The sequence below is a fragment of the Geminocystis sp. CENA526 genome, from assembly GCF_050753365.1.
In the GTDB taxonomy this organism is placed as follows: Bacteria; Cyanobacteriota; Cyanobacteriia; order Cyanobacteriales; family Cyanobacteriaceae; genus Geminocystis.
This window is the reverse complement of sequence record NZ_JBLZFY010000012.1, coordinates 20,418-40,767: the sequence shown is the minus strand read 5'-3', so window position 1 is coordinate 40,767 and position 20,350 is coordinate 20,418. Positions and strand designations below refer to the sequence as shown.

Annotated in this window: 19 protein-coding genes; 6 read left to right on the top strand and 13 right to left on the bottom strand. The window is 34.0% G+C overall.

Annotation, left to right across the window (positions count from 1 at the left end):
* Nucleotides 1-585: 585 nt before the first annotated feature.
* The 6 genes from ACN4EE_RS05515 to ACN4EE_RS05490 all read right to left on the bottom strand — a co-directional run bounded on the left by ACN4EE_RS05515 (nucleotide 586) and on the right by ACN4EE_RS05490 (nucleotide 6,155).
* Nucleotides 586-2,865, bottom strand: a complete 2,280-nt coding sequence (locus ACN4EE_RS05515) for a DUF5906 domain-containing protein (protein WP_431705449.1) — start codon at nucleotides 2,863-2,865, stop codon at nucleotides 586-588.
* A 50-nt stretch (nucleotides 2,866-2,915) separates the two neighbouring features.
* A complete protein-coding gene (locus ACN4EE_RS05510; RefSeq protein ID WP_431705409.1) occupies nucleotides 2,916-3,473 on the bottom strand; it encodes a hypothetical protein in 558 nt (185 codons plus the stop codon).
* Between the two features lie 69 nt (nucleotides 3,474-3,542).
* Nucleotides 3,543-3,932 carry a hypothetical protein gene (locus ACN4EE_RS05505; RefSeq protein ID WP_431705408.1) on the bottom strand — a complete coding sequence of 130 codons (390 nt, stop codon included), beginning with the start codon at nucleotides 3,930-3,932 and terminating at the stop codon, nucleotides 3,543-3,545.
* Nucleotides 3,933-4,080: 148 nt separating this feature from the next.
* A complete protein-coding gene (locus ACN4EE_RS05500; protein ID WP_431705407.1) occupies nucleotides 4,081-4,431 on the bottom strand; it encodes a hypothetical protein in 351 nt (116 codons plus the stop codon).
* Nucleotides 4,424-4,705 (bottom strand): hypothetical protein, encoded by a 282-nt coding sequence (locus tag ACN4EE_RS05495; protein ID WP_431705406.1) that lies wholly within the window; start codon nucleotides 4,703-4,705, stop codon nucleotides 4,424-4,426. The genes ACN4EE_RS05500 and ACN4EE_RS05495 overlap by 8 nt, the downstream gene beginning before the upstream one ends.
* A gap of 274 nt (nucleotides 4,706-4,979) precedes the next feature.
* Nucleotides 4,980-6,155 carry a tyrosine-type recombinase/integrase gene (locus ACN4EE_RS05490; RefSeq protein WP_431705405.1) on the bottom strand — a complete coding sequence of 392 codons (1,176 nt, stop codon included), beginning with the start codon at nucleotides 6,153-6,155 and terminating at the stop codon, nucleotides 4,980-4,982.
* A gap of 253 nt (nucleotides 6,156-6,408) precedes the next feature.
* Between ACN4EE_RS05490 and mraY the strand changes: the two genes are divergently transcribed.
* The 5 genes from mraY (at nucleotide 6,409) to ACN4EE_RS05465 (ending at nucleotide 14,208) form a co-directional block, all read left to right on the top strand.
* Nucleotides 6,409-7,482 (top strand): phospho-N-acetylmuramoyl-pentapeptide-transferase, encoded by a 1,074-nt coding sequence (mraY, locus tag ACN4EE_RS05485; protein WP_431705404.1) that lies wholly within the window; start codon nucleotides 6,409-6,411, stop codon nucleotides 7,480-7,482.
* 146 nt (nucleotides 7,483-7,628) lie between these two features.
* Nucleotides 7,629-9,251 carry a B12-binding domain-containing radical SAM protein gene (locus tag ACN4EE_RS05480; RefSeq protein ID WP_431705403.1) on the top strand — a complete coding sequence of 541 codons (1,623 nt, stop codon included), beginning with the start codon at nucleotides 7,629-7,631 and terminating at the stop codon, nucleotides 9,249-9,251.
* A gap of 509 nt (nucleotides 9,252-9,760) precedes the next feature.
* Nucleotides 9,761-10,330 (top strand): hypothetical protein, encoded by a 570-nt coding sequence (locus tag ACN4EE_RS05475; protein WP_431705402.1) that lies wholly within the window; start codon nucleotides 9,761-9,763, stop codon nucleotides 10,328-10,330.
* Nucleotides 10,331-10,343: 13 nt separating this feature from the next.
* A complete protein-coding gene (locus tag ACN4EE_RS05470) occupies nucleotides 10,344-10,694 on the top strand; it encodes a carboxymuconolactone decarboxylase family protein (RefSeq protein ID WP_431705401.1) in 351 nt (116 codons plus the stop codon).
* Nucleotides 10,695-10,794: 100 nt separating this feature from the next.
* Nucleotides 10,795-14,208 carry an antibiotic biosynthesis monooxygenase gene (locus ACN4EE_RS05465; RefSeq protein WP_431705400.1) on the top strand — a complete coding sequence of 1,138 codons (3,414 nt, stop codon included), beginning with the start codon at nucleotides 10,795-10,797 and terminating at the stop codon, nucleotides 14,206-14,208.
* Between the two features lie 237 nt (nucleotides 14,209-14,445).
* Here the strand turns inward: ACN4EE_RS05465 and ACN4EE_RS05460 are convergent, their stop codons facing one another.
* The 3 genes from ACN4EE_RS05460 to ACN4EE_RS05450 all read right to left on the bottom strand — a co-directional run bounded on the left by ACN4EE_RS05460 (nucleotide 14,446) and on the right by ACN4EE_RS05450 (nucleotide 15,363).
* A complete protein-coding gene (locus tag ACN4EE_RS05460) occupies nucleotides 14,446-14,781 on the bottom strand; it encodes a HepT-like ribonuclease domain-containing protein (RefSeq protein ID WP_431705399.1) in 336 nt (111 codons plus the stop codon).
* The gene (locus tag ACN4EE_RS05455; protein WP_431705398.1) at nucleotides 14,774-15,115 is read right to left on the bottom strand and encodes a nucleotidyltransferase family protein; all 342 of its coding nucleotides are present in this window, start codon (nucleotides 15,113-15,115) and stop codon (nucleotides 14,774-14,776) included. The genes ACN4EE_RS05460 and ACN4EE_RS05455 overlap by 8 nt, the downstream gene beginning before the upstream one ends.
* A 98-nt stretch (nucleotides 15,116-15,213) precedes the next feature.
* Nucleotides 15,214-15,363 (bottom strand): four helix bundle protein, encoded by a 150-nt coding sequence (locus ACN4EE_RS05450; protein ID WP_431705448.1) that lies wholly within the window; start codon nucleotides 15,361-15,363, stop codon nucleotides 15,214-15,216.
* A gap of 316 nt (nucleotides 15,364-15,679) precedes the next feature.
* On the opposite strand from ACN4EE_RS05450, the gene proS reads away from it, so the two are divergent.
* Nucleotides 15,680-17,476, top strand: coding sequence for a proline--tRNA ligase (gene proS / locus ACN4EE_RS05445; protein WP_431705397.1), 1,797 nt, complete (start codon nucleotides 15,680-15,682; stop codon nucleotides 17,474-17,476).
* A gap of 68 nt (nucleotides 17,477-17,544) precedes the next feature.
* Here the strand turns inward: proS and ACN4EE_RS05440 are convergent, their stop codons facing one another.
* From ACN4EE_RS05440 to ndhO, 4 genes are all read right to left on the bottom strand, one after another.
* Nucleotides 17,545-18,021 carry a Dps family protein gene (locus ACN4EE_RS05440; RefSeq protein WP_431705396.1) on the bottom strand — a complete coding sequence of 159 codons (477 nt, stop codon included), beginning with the start codon at nucleotides 18,019-18,021 and terminating at the stop codon, nucleotides 17,545-17,547.
* 153 nt (nucleotides 18,022-18,174) lie between these two features.
* Complete coding sequence (locus ACN4EE_RS05435) at nucleotides 18,175-18,708, bottom strand: deoxycytidylate deaminase (protein ID WP_431705395.1); 534 nt, start codon at nucleotides 18,706-18,708, stop codon at nucleotides 18,175-18,177.
* Nucleotides 18,709-18,882: 174 nt separating this feature from the next.
* Nucleotides 18,883-19,860, bottom strand: a complete 978-nt coding sequence (gene mdh, locus ACN4EE_RS05430) for a malate dehydrogenase (RefSeq protein ID WP_431705394.1) — start codon at nucleotides 19,858-19,860, stop codon at nucleotides 18,883-18,885.
* Between the two features lie 3 nt (nucleotides 19,861-19,863).
* Nucleotides 19,864-20,082, bottom strand: a complete 219-nt coding sequence (gene ndhO / locus ACN4EE_RS05425) for an NAD(P)H-quinone oxidoreductase subunit O (protein WP_431705393.1) — start codon at nucleotides 20,080-20,082, stop codon at nucleotides 19,864-19,866.
* Nucleotides 20,083-20,350 lie beyond the last annotated feature (268 nt).

The following is a 20,350-nucleotide window of genomic DNA, read 5'->3' as shown; positions in this document are numbered from 1 at the left end:
CAACTGTGTTTAATAATTTCCAACCCTTAAAGGTTTGTCAGTAGAGTATGAACCCTTAAAACCCCTTAAGGGGTTGACAGCAGACTTAAGCAAGTCTGTGCAATAATCTTCCGTGCATATTTTGGGCTTAGGTGTTGGTATAAGTACCGATAGTTTAGAAAAATAAAAAATCGCTCAATTATGACCCTATAAAAGACCAAAAATGTACAGGAAGTTAAAACCCTTATAAATTAGTTATTTTTCCTTAGTAGTTTTTAGCAAAATCTTGTTTACTTTCCCCATTAGTCCCTATGGTTAACTACCGCTTCCAAAAATTCCCTAACTTTTCTCTCAAATAGCTATTATCAGCAAAATGTTCTTAAGTCTTTTGTCCTTTTCCCATTACATCATTAGACTTGATGTAAATTGTAACCATGACTCACGATTATCAGTAGTTAATAAAAGATATGTTTGTAATGATAATTTAGCTAATAATTTCTCAACTAATTTTTTAATATCTGAAATTAATTAATCTCTTACCATTACTTCTATAACTTTTTTGTTTACTCTCAATCTTGTCTAAAATATATTTAGCAAATTTTATGATTAAGACACTTTTCTACAAATAGATTTAGAATTAGCGATCATCAAAAAAGACCCTAATCTGAAAGTATCTAGTTTAACTTTTACTCCATAACCATAATTGTTTTCTACCGTTGCCAATAGCCAATTACCTTCTTTATTATCGAAAACATAGACTTTTTCACCTACACAATAATCAAAAAGACTTGATTCAACAATCTCTTTAATCTCTTTCTTTTTGATATTCCATGTTTGACCAATAAACTCAGGAAACTCAGAATACTCTAAACATTTTCCTTCCACTGAATCATTGTCATTAACTTTAACAATCTCATAGATAGCATTGCCACAACTACGGACTTTATCACCTATTTTAAAATCAGGTTTTTTGTGTTCTGGTAAATCATTAGTTTGATTGTCAAAACAGTGATTATATAGCTTCACTAACTCATCATCAGATAAGTCATAGAGATTTTTATAGTCTCTTTGGATAAAAGCCTTGATATAAAGTCTTTTTTGTTCTTTATTAACTACTCCCTTCTTAGTTTCTAAAAAGTCATTAATAGTTTTCACTGCTTCCTTAAAATCAACTTCATTTTTTTCTTGACTCACTTTTTCTTGTGTTGACTCATAGGTATTCTGAGAACTATTGATTTTATTAGGGTTTTCAGGTTTTTGTTGACTCATATCTTGACTCATATCTTGACTCATTTTAGACTCATTCGTTGACTCATTTTTAGATTCAGTTGACTCATTTTTTTCATTTTGATCAATAGTTAAATCAGGTTTTTCTTGTTTGTTGAGTTCAGAGTTAGAAGAAGTAACCTGATCATTAGTTTTTGAGTGATTGTTAGAGCAAAATGAGTCACTATGAGTCAATGAATGAGTCTGTTTATGAGTCTGAAATGAGTCTAAAAATGAGTCAACATGAGTGTCCTCAAACTCTTTATTATCAATACTTTCAGCTTTTTCGTATGAGTCTAATGAGTCTAAATCAAATTTTAATCCACATAAATATTTTTTCCTGTTGTGAGAATATTCTTGGACTTTTGGGAATAACTCTAAAATTCTTGGTTTTAAATCTTTACTGAGTTTGACAACAGGGTCTCTTTTGTCATCATCTAACCAAATATTTTTAACTTTCTCATTTTTGGTTTCAAAATCTACATACCCATTATCAAAATACCATTGCATTAAATGGCTATATATATCACTAACACTTAACCGATCTGAATCATCACCAGTGAAAGTTAATCCTAAATCTTTAGCAAATTTTCTAAGGTGATTATTTTCTTCAATAACCTCATTAAAATAAGTTTCTGATTCTTGATAATTAATGCCTTTTTGGTAAACATCTCCAAAAGCATCAATCAATAAATTTAAGAATGCTGGAGCTACCACACTAACCAGAAAGTTTTTATCATGCTTAAATCTTGGATCGGCTTGTAATTCACCTTTTTTGGGTGTCATAGAATAGGTTTTAGTAAAGGGGATTAAGGTAAGTCGTGACTGAATAGCAAATTGATTCCCTTTTAAATCTGGTTTATGGTTAGTATTGAAAATGAATAAGGTATTTAATTTGACTTCAAAACCATCTTTACCTTTGCCTTCAATAAACAATGGATCGCCCGTGATAGCTTGTTTTAATGATTGAATTGAATCAATGTTAATTTCCCTGTTTTCACTACTCCAATTAAGTTTAGGATTAGTGGCAAGTCTAGCTACATTAAAACCTCGTGATTGTGAAAAATCATTGAGAGAACAGGATGTTATGCCCTGTTCACCTAAAATTAAACTAATGACTTCCCTTAAAGTGTCTTTTCCGTTGCTACCATCACCAATTAATAAAAGGGCTTTTATTCGATCCCATTCTTCCTTAATTGTCTTAAATTCTAAAATTGTACTAAGACTTTTAACAAATAAACTTTTATATGGTTCATCTAAGCATTCTAATAATTTAATTGCTGGTTCTTTACTTGCTTTTGGATCATAGTTAACTTGACTTTGATAAGTAAAATAAACATCGTGAGAGTAGTTTTTTAACTCAAATTTAGGCTTATTATTTTCATCTTTGGTTAATGCTAAGTAACCATTCTTTACTGGTATTCCCTCACAATTAATTTTTGATGGTGAAACATAAAACTTTTGATTTACCCATTCATACAGATTTTTAACACTGCTAGGACTAGCTTTACTTTTTTTACCTTTATCATCAATATAATTAGCACACCAATAATTAATTTTTTGTTTCACTATTCCATCTTCTATTTCTTCATAATATTGACCATTAAATTGATATAAAATACCATTTAAACTAATCCAATAACCACTAAATAATTCTTCAGTGGCAATATTTACCCAAGAATCATTGATGATATTTTCATCGTTTGTAGTATTATTCTGAGAGTCTTTTTTTCACTTGTTACAGTGAGCTTAGAAGATTTTAAGTTATTAGACTTAAATAGATTTGTCCATTGATTTTTAGTGATTAATCCTAACTCCATTAACTGATAATAAATAGTACCTAAAGTAAAATTGCCATTAGTTGATTCAATAATTTGTGACCAATTATAATCATCATTTGAACCAATAATATCAATAAAATCTAAAGCTGTATCTTGTCCATAAAGTTGTTTGATCGCTCCTAATAGTTCTCTATAGTTTTGATAAGTATTACTACCTTTTTGATGAGGTTTAATAACATCTTTTATAAAGCTAATAACCTGATTATCAGTAACTTGATGATTGCTGATAACTCTTTTTATCTCTTTGGGAATATTTCTAGGAATTAAATCTCTTAATTCTTGATAAGAGTAAGTATTTAAAGAACCGCCGATCACCTTTGATTTTTCCCCTTGAATTAGATTACCTTTTTCATCTTTTGAGTAGTGTGTATAATCTGGTAATCTCATTATTCTTGAAGGGTCTTTAACTGCTTGGTCTGATCCGACATAATCAATTAAGTCTTTAATTAATTCTTGTCATTGTTCAATAGGTACCGGTTGATCAAATACCCAGTAATGATGAATGCTTTTACCTCCCGTAAATAATCTGATTGTGGGATAAGGTAATTGAAATTTCTCAATAATGGTTAATTGTTCATCATAGGATAGGTTATCAAACTCACAAAATAAGGCTTTTGCGGTTTTAATATCTTTTTTGGAATTACCTTGACCATTGACTACAAAATAGACACTATAACCTGATTCTTGTTTTGGTAAATTATTTATGGGATAAGTGAGTGTAAGATTTTTAGGTGATTTTTCTTTATCATTCTTGTCTATGGGAATTGTTCTAATAAAAACTTTTTCACCTTCACAGTATCCTAGACACTCTAAAAACTCGTTAATTTGGCTATTTTCTGGTAACATAGAGCTATATTAAAATTTATTAATTTGATTATTTTTACTGCTGATTACAGTAAAAACGGTTTTGGTAGGTGTACCGTAAACACCTTTTTGCTTTTTTGTCTATCCTTTCAAGTAAATCTTTGAAAGGATTTTTTGTGCATAGACACTATTATAATTCAATTTCTGAATCTTTTGTTTCAATAATTTTTTTCAAACAAGAATGCCATTGATTCATCAAGGTATCTAAAGTTTCTAGACCTCTTTTTAATTCTTCATTTTCTTGTATTAAAGAAGTTTTTGGGCTAAGTTTATGAGCTAAAATTTCATCTAAATTTTTAATTTGATATAGTTCCTTTTTTGCTTTTTCTGGTAAAGACTCTGAGGACAATAAAAACTCCAATAAAAGCATTGATAAAATTTCACTTTTTAATACTTTATTTTCTGAACAATAAGAATCAAAAGCACTAACTAAATTAGGATTAAGATAAGCAACAAATGTTTTTTTATTTCTTTTAACCATTGTTTTTTCCTTCATTAACTAATTGTTTAATATCTTTGATTAAGTTATTAGCATACTTTACCTTATAACCAGATTCTTGATTATCAATTTTATTGACTATTTCCTTAAGTTTCTCTGTAACAAGTGAATTAGGATTATTTATTCCTGAGTCTAATTGATGAGCATAAGTTAATATTTCATCTTCAAATATCTCAGGTACTCTAATTAACTTTGTTTTAGAATTTTGCCATTTACTTCTAAATGGTTTTAGGTTATCTAAGTTGTATTTGTGCATGGATGCAATTTTTTCACTGTAACAAGTGAACTTTAGCTATTATTTACGACTTGATTATAGCATATATAATAAGCATCTTTTCACTGTAACAAGTGAGATTGAGGTATTATGATTACTTTGTAAGTTTTAATCCTAGAATTATTGTAGTTATTAACTCTTAGAATATATACGTTTATTTGCGTTGTTTACGCTATACTCTTTAGGATTAATCCTTAAAGTAATTAAAGGGTTTATTTTGCCCTTTAATGTACCTTAAAATGAATGTTTGTTTATCCTAAAATAATTCTGGTAATTCTAAACTTTCATCTACTGCTAAATAATTTCTGATCAAAGTTGGTACTGAATTACCTACAATATTAGCTATAGTTTGTAAATCAGCTTTTCCTGATCGACATAGGTGAGTTATAAAAGTATGTCTGACATCATAAAAAGTTAAATATTCTTTGACTAAACCTTCATCAACTAATTTCAAAATTAAGGGTTTCCAAATTCTAGTACTAAAGTTTTTTCGATCGATATAAATACCAGTAAGACTAGGAAAAATTAAATTATCAGGGTTATCATTTTTAGGGATATTATCAATTAATTCTTTTAGTTGATCATTAACAGGAAACATTCTAATATCAACACCATTTTTTGTACCCTTAACAATTTTGCTACCAGTGTAACGTTTGTTTATTCTTAACCAAGTTTTCCCATTTTTTTCAAAAATATCATTCCAAGTAACAGCGATAGCTTCACTAGGTCTAGTCCCTGTTAAGAATCTAAAAGCAACAAAATTATAATAATATTGATAGTTTAACAGTCCTTTATCTAGTAAATATTTATCGTTTTTAAAAGCATCTAAAATCACTGTTACTTCATCTTTACTAAAAGATTTTATAGTTTTTTTCTTATTAACTCCTAAAGATTCAATGATTTTAATAACATTATTATCACCTTTGAATTTACCAAAAGAAATAGCAATTCCAATACTTGCTGATATGTCTTGTAATAATCGCTTAACTGTACTTTTTGCATATTTATTCAAAAGCAAAATTACATAATTAGCTATCTGATCAACAGTTAAATTTTCATCTAAAGTTTTATCTATTTTTGACCAGTTATTTTTCTGAGTAGTAACTGCTATGTCATCTTTTTTAAAGTCTTTGTAAAATTCCCAAATCTCTCTGAGAGTAATTTCTTTTAATCCAAAATCATGTTTTACTACCTTTGACTTTAATTGATATTTTTCCTTTGTTTCATCATATTTCTGGTAAAGGTAAATATCATTATGAATCTCAGTAGCTTTAGCGATCGCAATTTGTTGATTTTGAGGATCAAAATAATTGAGAGGATAATTAATAGATTCACGTTTACCTTGATATGTGAAACGTAATCTAACAGTACCATTATTATTTTCAATAGATACTTTAAGACCATCAGGTCTAAAACGTTGATTTTGTGCCATATTTTTTTAGACCATTTTTAGACCAATTTTGTTATAAAAAAAGACAAAAATGAATCAGGGAAGGTTAATTTATGGTATATAATAACATTTATTGTCGTTGACATCGATGGGGTCTCGTGTTCGAGTCACGATACGTCCACTTCACACAACCCTCTCTATATACTTTTTCAGCAGACCCTACATAAAAAAATTAGTCAGAAAGAATAGGATCATTGATAATGATTAGTTGTTCATTGTTTATTCTTTCAAGGCTATGGAAACTAACACTTCCTCTGTGAATCGTATTTTTAATCCGTCAGGATGGTTTTTGCTCGGTTTTTTGACTTTTATTTTAATTGTCGTTGGCTTCAGTTTTCTTTCTACTATACAAATTTTACCTCTGTTCTTAACCTCGATCGTAACTGCTATATTAGGTTATATCGTTGTACCCGTTTTACAAAAAATAAAAGCGTCACAAATAATACAAGAAGACGGCCCTCAAAGTCATCTCAAAAAAGCTGGTACACCTACCATGGGGGGAATTTTTTTTATTCCTACGGCGGTAATTATCGGTTTAATCACGGGAGGATTCACCCATGAGGTGATTGCTGTTGGTTTTGTCACCCTTGCCTATGGTTTTATCGGTTGGGTGGATGATTGGCAAATTTTACGCAAAAAAACCAATATGGGATTAACTCCGAAGCAAAAGTTAGTTTTACAAATCGGTTTTGCGGTGGTTTTCTGTGTTTGGATGTATATGAGTCAACCAGAATCTATCACTAATGTTAGTTTACCCTTCAATATCATTTTACCCCTGAGTTTTCTTTTCTGGTTCGTGGCTATTTTTGTTATCGTTGCGGAAAGTAATGCTACTAATTTAACCGATGGTGTTGACGGTTTAGCAGGAGGTACAAGTTCGATCGCATTTTTGGGTTTAGGAATTTTAGCAGGGGTTAATCATCCTGACTTGTTAGCTTTTTGTTTAGCCATTAGTGGCGGTTGTCTTGGTTTTGTGGTGCATAACCGCAATAAAGCCTCCGTATTTATGGGAGATACTGGTTCATTAGCACTAGGTGCAAGTTTAGCCGCCGTAGGAATTTTAAGTCAAAATTTATGGGCGTTATTCATTATCAGTTTATTATTTTTTATCGAATCTTTATCCGTTATTGCCCAAGTGACTTATTATAAAGCCACAAAAGACGCTGAAGGAAAAGGGAAAAGACTATTTAAAATGGCACCTATTCATCATCATTTAGAATTAAGTGGTTGGTCAGAAACTCAAATTGTGGGATCATTTTATATCATCAATACTATTTTAATTTTATTGGTTTTATTCAGCAAACCCTAAGTATGATCAATTATAGAAGTTACGAGTCAATACAGGCATATCAGCCTGTGTCACGGAATCTCAATCCCCTGATTTTTGGTACAAGTGCGTAACTTTCAAATTAATTTTGACTACCTACTGAATATTTTTCGTGAGGAGAAAAACTAATGACAATCAACAGCAATCCCCAAGGCAAAACTAGCTATATTCCCCAAAACAAAAGAAAAATTTTATGTGTCTTCCCTCAATATAGTCGATCGTTCGGTACTTTTCACCATGCCTATCCGTTAATTAAAGGAGTGAAAGGATTTATGCCTCCTCAAGGGATTTTAGTGGTTGCCGCTTATCTTCCTGAGTCATGGGAAGTGAGATTTATTGATGAAAATATTACTATGGCTACCAAAGCCGATTATCAATGGGCTGATGCGGTGATAGTTAGTGGAATGCACATTCAAAAACCTCGCATTAATCATATTAACGAATTAGCGCACAAAGAGGGTAAAATAACTTTATTGGGTGGACCATCGGTTTCTGGTTGTCCTGAATATTACCCTGATTTTGATTTGCTACACATAGGCGAATTAGGGGATGCCACCGATCGAGCTATAGAATACTTAGATAAGCATACTCAAAGACCAACTCAACAAATACGTTTTGAAACTATTGAAAGACTGCCCCTCGATCGATTTCCCATACCAGCTTATAATCTAATCAAATTAGAACAGTATTTTTTAGGCAATATTCAATTTTCCAGTGGTTGCCCCTATAACTGCGAATTTTGCGACATTCCTGAATTGTATGGCAATTCTCCCCGTTTAAAAACCCCAACTCAGGTGATAGCAGAATTAGATGCCATGTTAGCTTCTGGTAATCCGGGGGCGATTTATTTTGTCGATGATAACTTTGTCGGTAATAGACGCGCCTTGATGGAATTGTTACCCCATTTGATTGACTGGCAGAAAAAAAACGGCTATCCCGTAGAGTTTACCTGTGAAGCGACTCTCAACCTTGCCCAAAGTCCAAAATTATTAGAAATGATGCGGGAGGCTTATTTTACCACAGTTTTTTGTGGCATAGAAACCCCTGAACCTTCGGCACTAAAAGCTATTTCTAAGCAACATAATCTCAGTATGCCCATTTTAGAAGCCGTAAAAACTTTTAATCGTTATGGCTTAGAAGTGGTATCTGGTATCATCATCGGTTTTGACACGGATACTCCCGAAACGGCAGATAATATCCTTGAATTTATCAAGGCTTCTCAAATACCCGTCTTAACGATTAATCTTCTTTTTGCCTTACCGAAAACTCCTTTATGGAATCGTTTAGAAAAAGAAGGGCGCATTATTCAAGATGAAAGTCGAGAGTCGAATATTGATTTTCTTTTACCTTATGAAGAAGTGGTTAATATGTGGAAAAGATGTATTTCGATCGCCTATAATCCAGAATACCTATATGAGAGATTTGCCTATAACGTTAAACATACCTACTGTAATCGTATCGAAATTCCTGATTCTCAAAGAGCGTCATGGAGTAACATCAAAAAAGGATTGCAGATATTAGGCAGTTTATTGTGGAATGTAGGGGTATTAAGTGATTATCGTCAAACCTTCTGGAAAATGGCGATACCAGCCTTTAAAAACCTTGACATTGAAGGTTTAATCCACACTGCCTTAGTATCTCATCACTTGATCAAATTTACCCAAGAATGTACTCAAGGACAAGAATCAGCCTCTTTTTATTCTCAGAAACGTAAACAAGAATCATCAAACAAAGAACTTATGCTTAAATAGGGGGTGCTGAAAAAGTCTTTTAATGGGGATAAGTACTAAAGCAAAATAGATTGTATATTTTAAAATTAATGGAAATAACCCATAATCTTTGTTGCCTCTTGCCTCTTGCATGAGTGCCTTTCACAAAGTAAACATACAATTAATTTTGCCTATCTACTTAGGTGTCAGGTATCAGGTATCGGGTGTCAGGTGATTCAAAATCAAGATTGCCAGTCGCTTGTATTATCAACAAAACATAGAAGTGCTGTGAAAATCAGGTTTTAAATGCTCTGTTTTTGATGAAAAATTGCTAAAAATCCCACACTTTTTTATTAATTTAACGATGCCCTAAGCCTTTATTTTTATAGCCTTCTGATTTATTTAGCAAACCCTAGTTAACCACTATTCACTCTTCACTATTCACTCTCCACTATTCACTCTCCACTATTAAGTTTTGTTGCATTTACTAAATCAGAAAAAAAAAGAGAATTATAATTCGAGAAAATTAAACCATTCTAGGTTCGTTACAAATGATTAAGAGAATTAACTACTACAAAGATTTAGATGCAGATTATTCTCGTCCAAATTTAGTGCCTGATGAATTAAAAGCACAGCTTATCGCTAAAGGAGAAGCTATTGTCAAACAAATGGAAGCGGAACTTCCTGTCATTGATGAGAACTATACTTTAGAAACTATTGAGAAAGAAAATAAAGAATGGTGGCCTACTCATTGTGAAGCATTACGACAAGGTAGAGGTGATATTCTAACGGGAGAATACCGTCCAGACTTAGTGTATTTTTGCCAAGATGGTCCCTATCGTGGACTTGATCAACAGAAGGAAAGAGAACAACATTGGTGGGCATTGATTGCACAACCCGGTGTTACCATGTGTTGGCCTATCGTCATGTTTTGGGGTGAACATACTTTCTTTGAGTGGAAATGTGTTGATGATGAAACTAATGAGACGATCGCAAAAGGAAACGTAACTTGGGTACGTCGAGGAAATCGTGGCGGATGCTACCTAAAAACTGAGCAACTCACCTTCTATCGTGATGTTTTTGCTCCCGATGAATTATTAAAATTAATTACCACAGCTTAGGAGTTTTATTGGAATGGCTTATAAAAATGCTGTTTTAGATGATCAAGAATTACAAGCAGGATTAAGTAGTATTCATCCCAAATTCGGGGATTTTTGCACCCGTGTCGCTGGTGAGGCTTGGGGTTTACCCTTAATTGATCAAAAAACTAAGGCTTTAATTACGATCGCCATTGATGTAGTTAATCAACCTTTAGCCTGTGAAGGGAATCCTTTTGGAGCTCATGTTGCTATGGCTATTAAGCAGGGTGCTACCAGAGAAGAAATAGAAGAATTATTAATCTTTCTTTGTGTTTATGCTGGTTTTAATAAAGCAGCCGCAGGTTTTGGAATGCTCAATGAAATTTTTGCAGAAACAGAAAAATGAATTAAGAATTAAGAATTAAGAAAAATGAATTAAGAATTAAGAATTAAGAATTAAGAAACTCTCCCCTCTTTCTTCCACCTGTTTATTATTCTAAAAAAATATGTCTGGAAATCATCATCACCATCATGATCACGGTAGTCACGATCATTCTTTGACGGGAACTCCCACAGAACCGTTTATCGTTCCCTCTTTTTCGGATTTCGATCGATACAACCCCAATGCGTCTTACAATAAAGCACCAACTTATACTTTCCCTTCCAATATCGGTTTACCCTTAACCCGTAACCTCAACTTTGAGGATTTTATCAAAACTATCTCAGGAAACGATCCCCTTAACCTACCTAACGGCAGTGATTTGCCCTTCTATCCCGGTATTCCAGCATTAAAATCTCCTAATTCTTATCAATGGGATTCATTTCCCGCAGGGGAGGCTCAACAATTTTTAACCATTAGTGTTGATCTCAATAAAATTAATGTCGAAAATACTCCGTTAAGGGGAGATAACGATGAACCCGTAGAATTAGAAGCAATTAGTACATCTGAAACAGGCAGACCTTTTACCATTGCCACAACGGTAACACCTTTTAATGCTGGTCCTATCCCTCATATTCACTGGGCAGAGGATGAATGGTTTATCATTTTACAAGGAGAAATTGACTCATGGGTAATGTCTCCCACAGAAGACGCTTACGATTTATACGAGTTTCCCTCCGATGAAAATGGCGATCCCATGATTCCCCCCGAATACAATGGACCTCCTGCTTTAGGTAAAGATAAGGTAGAAAATTTTTATTTCGCCCATTTAACGGCAGGTCAAGCGGTTTTCTTACCAAGAGGTTACGCTCATGGTTATCGCAATGCCAGTCCGACAGGTGAACCCTTAGTCTTTTTAACTATTTGGTCAAGAGACATCGAAAATGGTTATCCAGCAGGGGGTATCGAAGAATTTTTCACTCTCCCTGAACCGAGAATTGGTCGATTTTATGACACCGCAGAAGATGCCGCCCAATACGGTAGTTTATACAATAAAACCTTTGGTTCAGAAGATGGTGTTAGCAATCAACAGCGTTTTGTGGATTATAAAAATACCTTCCCAGACTACTATGTCGCCATGAGTGGTAACTATGGAGATTTCTTGGCGGCAGGAGGCAACTGGAATCCCTCTCTTTATAAAGATTATGAAGCCTTACCCTTACCCCCTCCTGATTATTGGAATCCTGATTTAGATCAACCTTGGAATACGGATTTCAGAGATCCCGATGCTGATTTATATTACCCTGCTCCTGCCCCTAATGCTCCGTCAGGTAGTGTTAATTTTTCCACGCCTTTTAATCCTCAAGTGATTAATCGCATCTATATTACTTTAGAGGAAACAGCTAATCCAGAACAATTTAACGAATTATTAGTTGAATATACCGCAACCACGGAAAAGGTAACGGGGAATATTTATAGTGAAGCCTATCAAGACCCGAATAACCCTCTCCAATACATGATTATTGAATATTGGGATGAATATTTTAATATTGATAATTACGAAAAAACCACTATCTATAATAATTTTGTCACCAATGTTGAGTCGAATTTTGGTTCACTAAATACAGCTTTAGATACTATTAACACTCAGAAAGATGCTTCTCCTGATTTAACTAATATTACCTTAGTAGGACGGTTTCAAGCTAAACCTGATACTAAAGAGGAAATGATTAGTATTTTGACGACTTTACAGGAGCAAACTTTACAGGAAGAAGGGGCGATCGCTTTTGAGTTTTACGAAAATTCTCTCATACCAGATCAATGGATTCTCTTTCAAGTATATGCTAGTGGACAGGCAACCACGGAACACTTTTCTACGAGTTATTTTAAGGAATTTGATTCTCAGTTTGGTCCTTTATTGATTGGCAATGGTGTCGCCGATGGTAGTGCTATTTTCTATGTTACTGATGATCTTTCCGATCGAACCAGTTTTTATGAAATGCAGAAAGGTGGCTTAGATGTTTTAACTCAGTTATTTGAAAGTTCTCCTGAGTTAACCGTTAGTTTAGATACACCTGACTCTGGTATCCTGAATGTCATGAATGATGCTAATACTGGTGGTATTGGTATTGTAATGAATTTTAATAGTACTTCCGTTAGTGAAGTTCCCCTAGAATACGGTATTTTTGAGGTGGACGATAGCACTGGTTCGATCGAGGGGGTAAGTCCTAATGATAGTGGTTATTTAGAAAAAGTCAGAGAAAGAGCCGAGACTTTATTTACTACCATCAATGCCCCAAAAATTAATACCGTTCGAGATATTTTTGTGGAAACTGCTCAACAGTACGGTTTTTATCAAGTTACTAACGGTAGTCTTTGGGATCAATCTCCTGACATTGAGTTTTCCATCGATAACGATAACTTTTTCCGAGCCACCAACAGCACAGAAATCGAGTTTGCCTTTGATGAAGGCTTAACGGTAGTAGGGCAATTAAATGGTCCCATTAAGAGTTTAAATGGTCAAATTGGCGTACCTCAAACTGAGGGATTTAATATTTTAGATACTTCTACCCTAGTTAATAAATCCTTAACCGCCGAAATTCATCTGTTAATCAATGGCGATAATCAACCCTTAACTATGGGTTTTTACCCTGTGCTAAACTATTCGGGTTCGATCGTTGATCCTAGCACGGGAGTAATCATTGATCCTAGTAATCCTGATTATGCCTCCGTAATCATGGGAACAGATTTTAACAAAATTTTCCTTGATTTACCTTCCCACTCTGATCACCATCATCATGGCATGGAAGATGATCACGATCATAATCATATCCATAAAGATTATGAAATTATGGGAGGAGAAATTTATGCTCCTTTTGTCACTTTTGCGGATAGTCAAGGAGGAACTTTAAGTTATTTTGCCTATAATGAAGCCAACCCCAATAATGCACGGCATTTCGTTTCTTTAGGAGAAAACGGCTTTGGCATTGAAGATAACGTACAAGACGGCAGTTTTAACGATATTATCTTAGAATTAGATTTTCGTTTCACTGATCCTCCCTATATTATTACCACAACGCCAGATCATACCCACGATGATGATTTATTAACTACTCCTATGTATCGATTCCGCACTGGAGATGGTACTTATATGTATGTAGGAGAAGAAGAACGTCAAAGTATTTTGACCAACTTTACCAGTTTTGTGGAGGAAGGAGAAGCCTTTAAAGTAGCTACTCAAGCCAACGATGATTTGATTTCCATTTATCGTTTCCGCAATACTGATCTTGCGGGTGCATATATTTATGTAGGAGAAGAAGAACGTCAAAGCATTTTAGCTAATTATACGGATACTTTTGTAGAAGAAGGTTTAGCATTTTATGCCTATGGTGCAGATGCGAACAAAGCTGACGATATTTTCCGTTTTCAAACCCTCCCCGGTAGTTATATGTATGTAGGTGAGCAAGAAAGAGATAGTATCATTAGTGGTAATTTTGGCTTTGTCGATGAGGGAGTAGCTTTTGAAGCCATACTTGCGTAATGGATGATAGCAATTCCTTTTAATTAATGAAAATTATCTCCTTAAATAATTGTGATTTGTTCCCAAAATCTTTGTATTTTATACTATCTCTAAGTTTCACAATTTTTAAAATTGGAGAATGAAAACGCCCTAGTTCCCCCTAATGGGGGACTTTTTATGTAAATTTTGACGGTTAGTTTTCATAATAATAATTCCTAATTACATAATATTTAAAACTCAATTTTGTTTATAAATTTGTTATTCTTTTTCTGATAAAAATGGATAAATATATCGATATAAAGTAGGTAAATTAACGGTTATTACTGTCCAAACTTCTTCTAAATCTACATTATCGTAATTATGAGTAAGAATATCTCTCATTCCTGCTATTTGTTTCCATGGAATAGAAAAATGTAGTTGTCGAAATTCTGGAGACAATCTTTTTGTAGCTTCTCCAATAATCATAATTCTTCTTAAAATTGCATCCTGCTTTTCTTGGTTTTCTACTAATTCTTGATAACTCACATTTTTTGTGTATTTAAAAATTAACTCAATAGCTTGATAAATATCTAATAAAGTTATTAAATCACTCACGATAAATTACCTCTGCTGAATTTAAAATTTCCTGTTTTTTTAACCAGTTACTACTATTGTCAATGGCTTTTTTACTAACTAAGTCCACAGTTCGATCGCACATTTTTTCTAACTTTTCTTTGAGCCTAATTTTTTCTAATAAACCTCGATGGGCAAGGGCAGAATAAGTTACTAGAAAATCTATATCACTTTGAGAGTTAAAATCATCTCTTAAAATAGAGCCAAAAACTGCTAATTCTGAGATAAAATTTTCTTGACAAAATCTAATTAAATCTTGAGGTTTTATCTTTAATCTTTGATAAATTAAAGAGTGATTAGTTGCTAGTTTTAACATAAAAAATTTGGTTCTTACACTTTGGGGATGATAAATTGCTAGTTAGGATAAGGAAAAAAGAGGGAAGAGGCAAAAGGCACTCATGCAAAGGCAATAAATTATGATAGTTTATTAATAAGAGATGAAATCATTCTTGTTTCTTCTTTTAAATTTTCTAAAATCAATTCTACCTCTTTTTCCGTGCATAAATGAACTCTAGTCGCTAAGATCAAAAAAGTTTGTAATTCATTAACTGAACCTTGTGCAATTTTTAAAAAACGTTTATAATTCCCAAAGGAAAAAGCATTTTTCGGCTATTATCATCCCTTTTTGCCAAATTATTAAATCTTTAAAGTCTTTTATGTCTGACATTTCCTATTCCCAAAAATAAACAAATAAAATTAACTTTTGCCATTTGCCTTTTGCCTTTTACCTACCTCCACCAATAATTTATCATACTCAAAGTCGAAGAGCCATAATAATTAAAGTTGAGTGATTTTCTGGATTTCATTATTAACCGTCTTGCCATAAATCCCGCATCGAACTCAGCTATAATAAAGGGTTATTCTTAAAAAAAATTAGATTATGCGTTTATCTCAGATGTTATTCTTGACTTTGCGTGAAGTTCCCGCAGAGGCTGAAATTAAAAGTCATCAGTTATTGTTAAGAGCAGGTTATATTCGTCGTATTGGTAGTGGGGTTTATGCTTATCTTCCCCTTTTACATCGAGTTTTACAAAAAATATCTAATATCGTTCGAGAAGAAATGAATGCTACGGGCGCAACGGAATGTTTACTCCCCCAAATGCAACCAGCCGAATTATGGCAGGAATCGGGAAGATGGGAAACTTATACGAAAGCTGAAGGTATTATGTTTTCTTTGCTCGATCGACAAAATCGCTCTTTAGCTTTAGGACCGACCCATGAAGAGGTTATAACTACTATAGCTAAGGATATGATCAAATCCTATCGTCAATTACCAGTACATTTGTATCAAATTCAAACAAAATTTAGAGATGAAATTCGCCCTCGTTTTGGGTTGATGCGGGGTAGAGAATTTATTATGAAAGATGGTTATTCGTTTCATATTTCCCCAGAATGTCTCAAAAAAACCTATAATGACATGGATCAGGCTTATCGTAATATTTTTTCTCGCTGTGGCTTAAAATTTCAAGCGGTAGAGGCGGATTCTGGAGCGATCGGCGGTTCTGGCTCTCAAGAATTTATGGTGTTGGCGGAAGCTGGAGAGGATGACATTGTTTACACCGATGATGGTAAATATGCGGCAAATGTGGAAAAAGCCGTTTCCCTTCCCCCTGATGTGATTCCTTCTGTTTTCACTTCCTATGAGAAAAAAGCGACTCCTAACACAGAAACCATTGCTAAAATGACGGAATTTTTGGGATGTTCAGGTACAAACGTAGTTAAAAATGTTTTATATCAAGCCGTCTATGATTCACAGAAAACTGTCTTAATTTTAGTCAGTATTAGGGGGGATCAAGATGTTAATGAGGTTAAATTAAACAATGAGTTAGTAAAATTAGCCTCTAATTATAATGCTCAAACTCTTCTTAGTTTAACAGTACCCGATCGAACCGCCCAAGACAAATGGTCAACAAAACCCTTACCTTTAGGTTATATCGCTCCCAACCTAGCAGATGATTATATTGCTAAATCAGAACAAATTGAAGGTACTTTCTTAAGATTAGTCGATCGAACCGCCGTTGATTTAGAAAACTTTGTCACGGGTAGTAATGAATCTGGTTATCATGTAGTTGGTGCAAATTGGGGTAAAGAGTTTACTCTACCTTCTTTAGTGGTGGATGTGCGTAAAGCTCAAGTAGGAGATCGATCGATCCATGATGCTAATCAAGTGCTACAAACTGCCAGAGGCATTGAAGTTGGTCATATTTTCCAATTAGGTACAAAATATTCCGAAGCTATGGGTGCAACCTATACCGCCGAAGATGGTACAGAAAAGCCTTTTGTCATGGGATGTTATGGTATCGGGGTTTCTCGTTTAGCCCAAGCGACGGTGGAACAGTGTCACGATAAAGATGGTATAATCTGGCCAGTTTCGATCGCACCTTATCATGTAGTAATCGTAATTCCTAATATCACTGATTCTGAACAAGTTACCGTAGCTGAAAAACTCTATCAAGAATTGAATCAAGCAGGTATTGAGACTATTTTAGACGATCGAGACGAGCGCGCAGGAGTTAAATTTAAAGACGCTGATTTAATCGGTATTCCCTATCGTATCGTGACGGGAAGATCATTAAAACAAGGTAAAGTAGAATTGGTGGTTCGATCGACAAAAGAATCTCAAGATATTTCCATTGAAGAAGTCGTGACAACTTTAGAAAAATTAATAAGATATTAGTTCAATTTATTGAACGTTAGCTATTAGCCGTGTAATTCATTACACGGTGGGAAATAATGTTTTAATCGCTAAAGTATGCTTCTCAGCATCCAAGCAGTTTTTTCATGGAGACTCATGCGTTGAGTAAGTAAATCGGCGGTGGATTCATCGTTAGCTTTTTCCACTACAGAAAAAATACTCCGAGCAGTTCTCACTACTGCTTCATTTCCTTCTACTAATAATCTCACCATTTCTAGGGCTTCGGGTACTTCTCTGGTTTCTTCGATGGAAGACAACTCTGCATACTGGCTATAACTACCTGGGGCAGTATATCCCAAGGTTCTGATTCTCTCTGCTATACTGTCCACAGCTAGGGCTAATTCTGTGTATTGTTGTTCAAACATTAAGTGTAGTGAATTAAACAATGAACCCGTGACATTCCAGTGAAAATAGTGGGTTTTGAGATATAAGGTGTAGGTATCTGCTAAAAGACGACATAAGCCTTCAGCTATGCTTTTTCGATCGTCTTCTTCTATGCCAATATTGACAGGTACGTTATTATTCATAGTTTCTAATTTAAAATAGAAATATTTATTATCTTAGAACAATTATATAATAGTTCACTTTTATTGTCATTGCGAGGCACGAAGCAATCTCCTATCGCCAACTCTCCTGTTCTATATTAATCTTAATTTCTAAGATTTGCATATATTATGTTATTATTTGACGATCGAAACGGTTTCAATTAAAAAAGTAGATGCTTTTTGTGCCACATTTTCTCTAACCGTCATCGGATGTAAATTAACTAAATTATTTTTTACAAAAGAATCTCTAACAATAACTTTTTCACCCACATTAAAATTAGTTTCATAGAAAACCTCTTTAATCCCTGCGGAAATAATCAACTTTAAACAGGCAATACAAGGCTCAAGAGTCACATAAATAGTCGCCCCATCCGTAGCGATACCGTGCCTAGCCGCTTGGGCGATGGCATTCGCTTCCGCATGAACTGCCCTTGATGGTAAAGTCTTACTAGCATCGCAACTACTCAACCCTTCATAACAAAAACCTTGAGCAGTACAATGGATTGTACCAGAAGGAGAACCATTATAACCCGTTGCCAACACCTGACGATTTTTGACAATAACCGCCCCCACAGGAAAAGCCAGACAAGTTGAGCGAGTCGCCGCTAACTTTGCCATTAGCATAAAATATTCATCCCATGTTGGTCTATCTTTTTCTCGATCGAGCATTAAAATAATGAATAGTTAATATAGTTAATAATGAATAATATTATTCAAACTCAAAAATTTTTAGTTCAATTTATTGAACTTCATTTTGTTAGCCGTCAGATTGCTTCGTGCCTCGCAACGCTGCGCGATTCATTACACGGTGGGTTATTTATTAACACCTTTAATTCTTAATTCTTAATTCTTAATTCTCAATTCATTTAAAGCTAAATTGATATTATCACGAACCGATCGAGCCGAATCATGTAGAGCCTGTATTTCAGAATCCTTAAGATTAATTACCAAAACTTCCTCTACCCCACAATAACCCAAACGACAAGGCACACCCAAGAAAATATCCTTTAAACCATACTCCCCTTGAAGATATACCGCCGCAGGTAACAAACGAGACTGATTTAATAACACTGACTCGATCATATAATAAGCCGAAGAAGCAGGAGCATAAAAAGCACTTCCCGTTTTTAATAGCTTAACAATTTCTGCACCACCGTCTCTAGTGCGCTGCACTAATCTATCAATGGTTTTCTTATCCATTAATTTCGTAATGGGAATACCGCTTACGGTACAATAACGAGGTAAAGGTAACATCAAATCACCATGCCCTCCTAACACCATACCCTGCACATCATTAAAAGAAACTCCCAACTCCATAGCAATAAAAGCCTGTAAACGAGCGGAATCTAAAACTCCTGCCATACCAATTACCTTTGATGGGGCTAAATTAGTGGTTTTCCACACCAGATAAGTCATCACATCCAAAGGATTAGTAATCACCAAATAAAGGGCATCAGGAGAGAAATTGACGCATTTTTGAGCCGCTTCCGTAACGATTTTGGCATTGATTTTTAACAAATCCTCTCGACTCATACCCGGTTTACGGGCAATTCCTGCGGTAATAACCACCACATCAGAATTAGCCGTATCCTCATAACTATTAGTACCGATGACATTACGGGTATGTAATTCCAATCCCCTTGCCTCCATCAAATCAAGGGCGATGCCTTGGGGTAAACCTTCCACAATGTCTAGTAAACACACATCCGCAAGATTATGCTCCACAATTCTTTGGGCTAAGGTTTTTCCCACATTTCCAGCCCCGATAATGGATACTTTAGGAAAATTTTTTGGGTTACAAGTGATTAGAGATTTTGTCATAAATTACTCTACTATCTCTAACTGATCTAATTTTAACCATACACTAGGAGTAGGAGTGTAAAATCTAACTAAAGCATATTCCTCATTAAAATCTAAAACTTCTCCTTTACTGTCGAAAATATAAGAAGGAAAACGACTATCACTAGCTTTAGCTTCAAGGCTATTCACCAATTTTTCTCGAATAGCTTTAACATAAGTACCTTTTTTGATTTTACCTGCCATACTCTTAACCTAAAATTTGTTTATCTTCATTGTTCCCTAATTTTGCCACAAAAACAAGAAGACGATCGAATTAAGAATTAAGAATAATTAATAAAATTGTTTTGGCTCTCTTACTTTGAGTATGATAAATTATGTCTAAAAAAAGGTGTCAGGTATCAGGTGGCAGCTGTTAGGTTAAATTAAAACTGTAAATTTATAACATTTGTATTTTTAAAATCCTAAACCTATTATATATCAACACTTTTAACGATTATTTATTACTAAAATA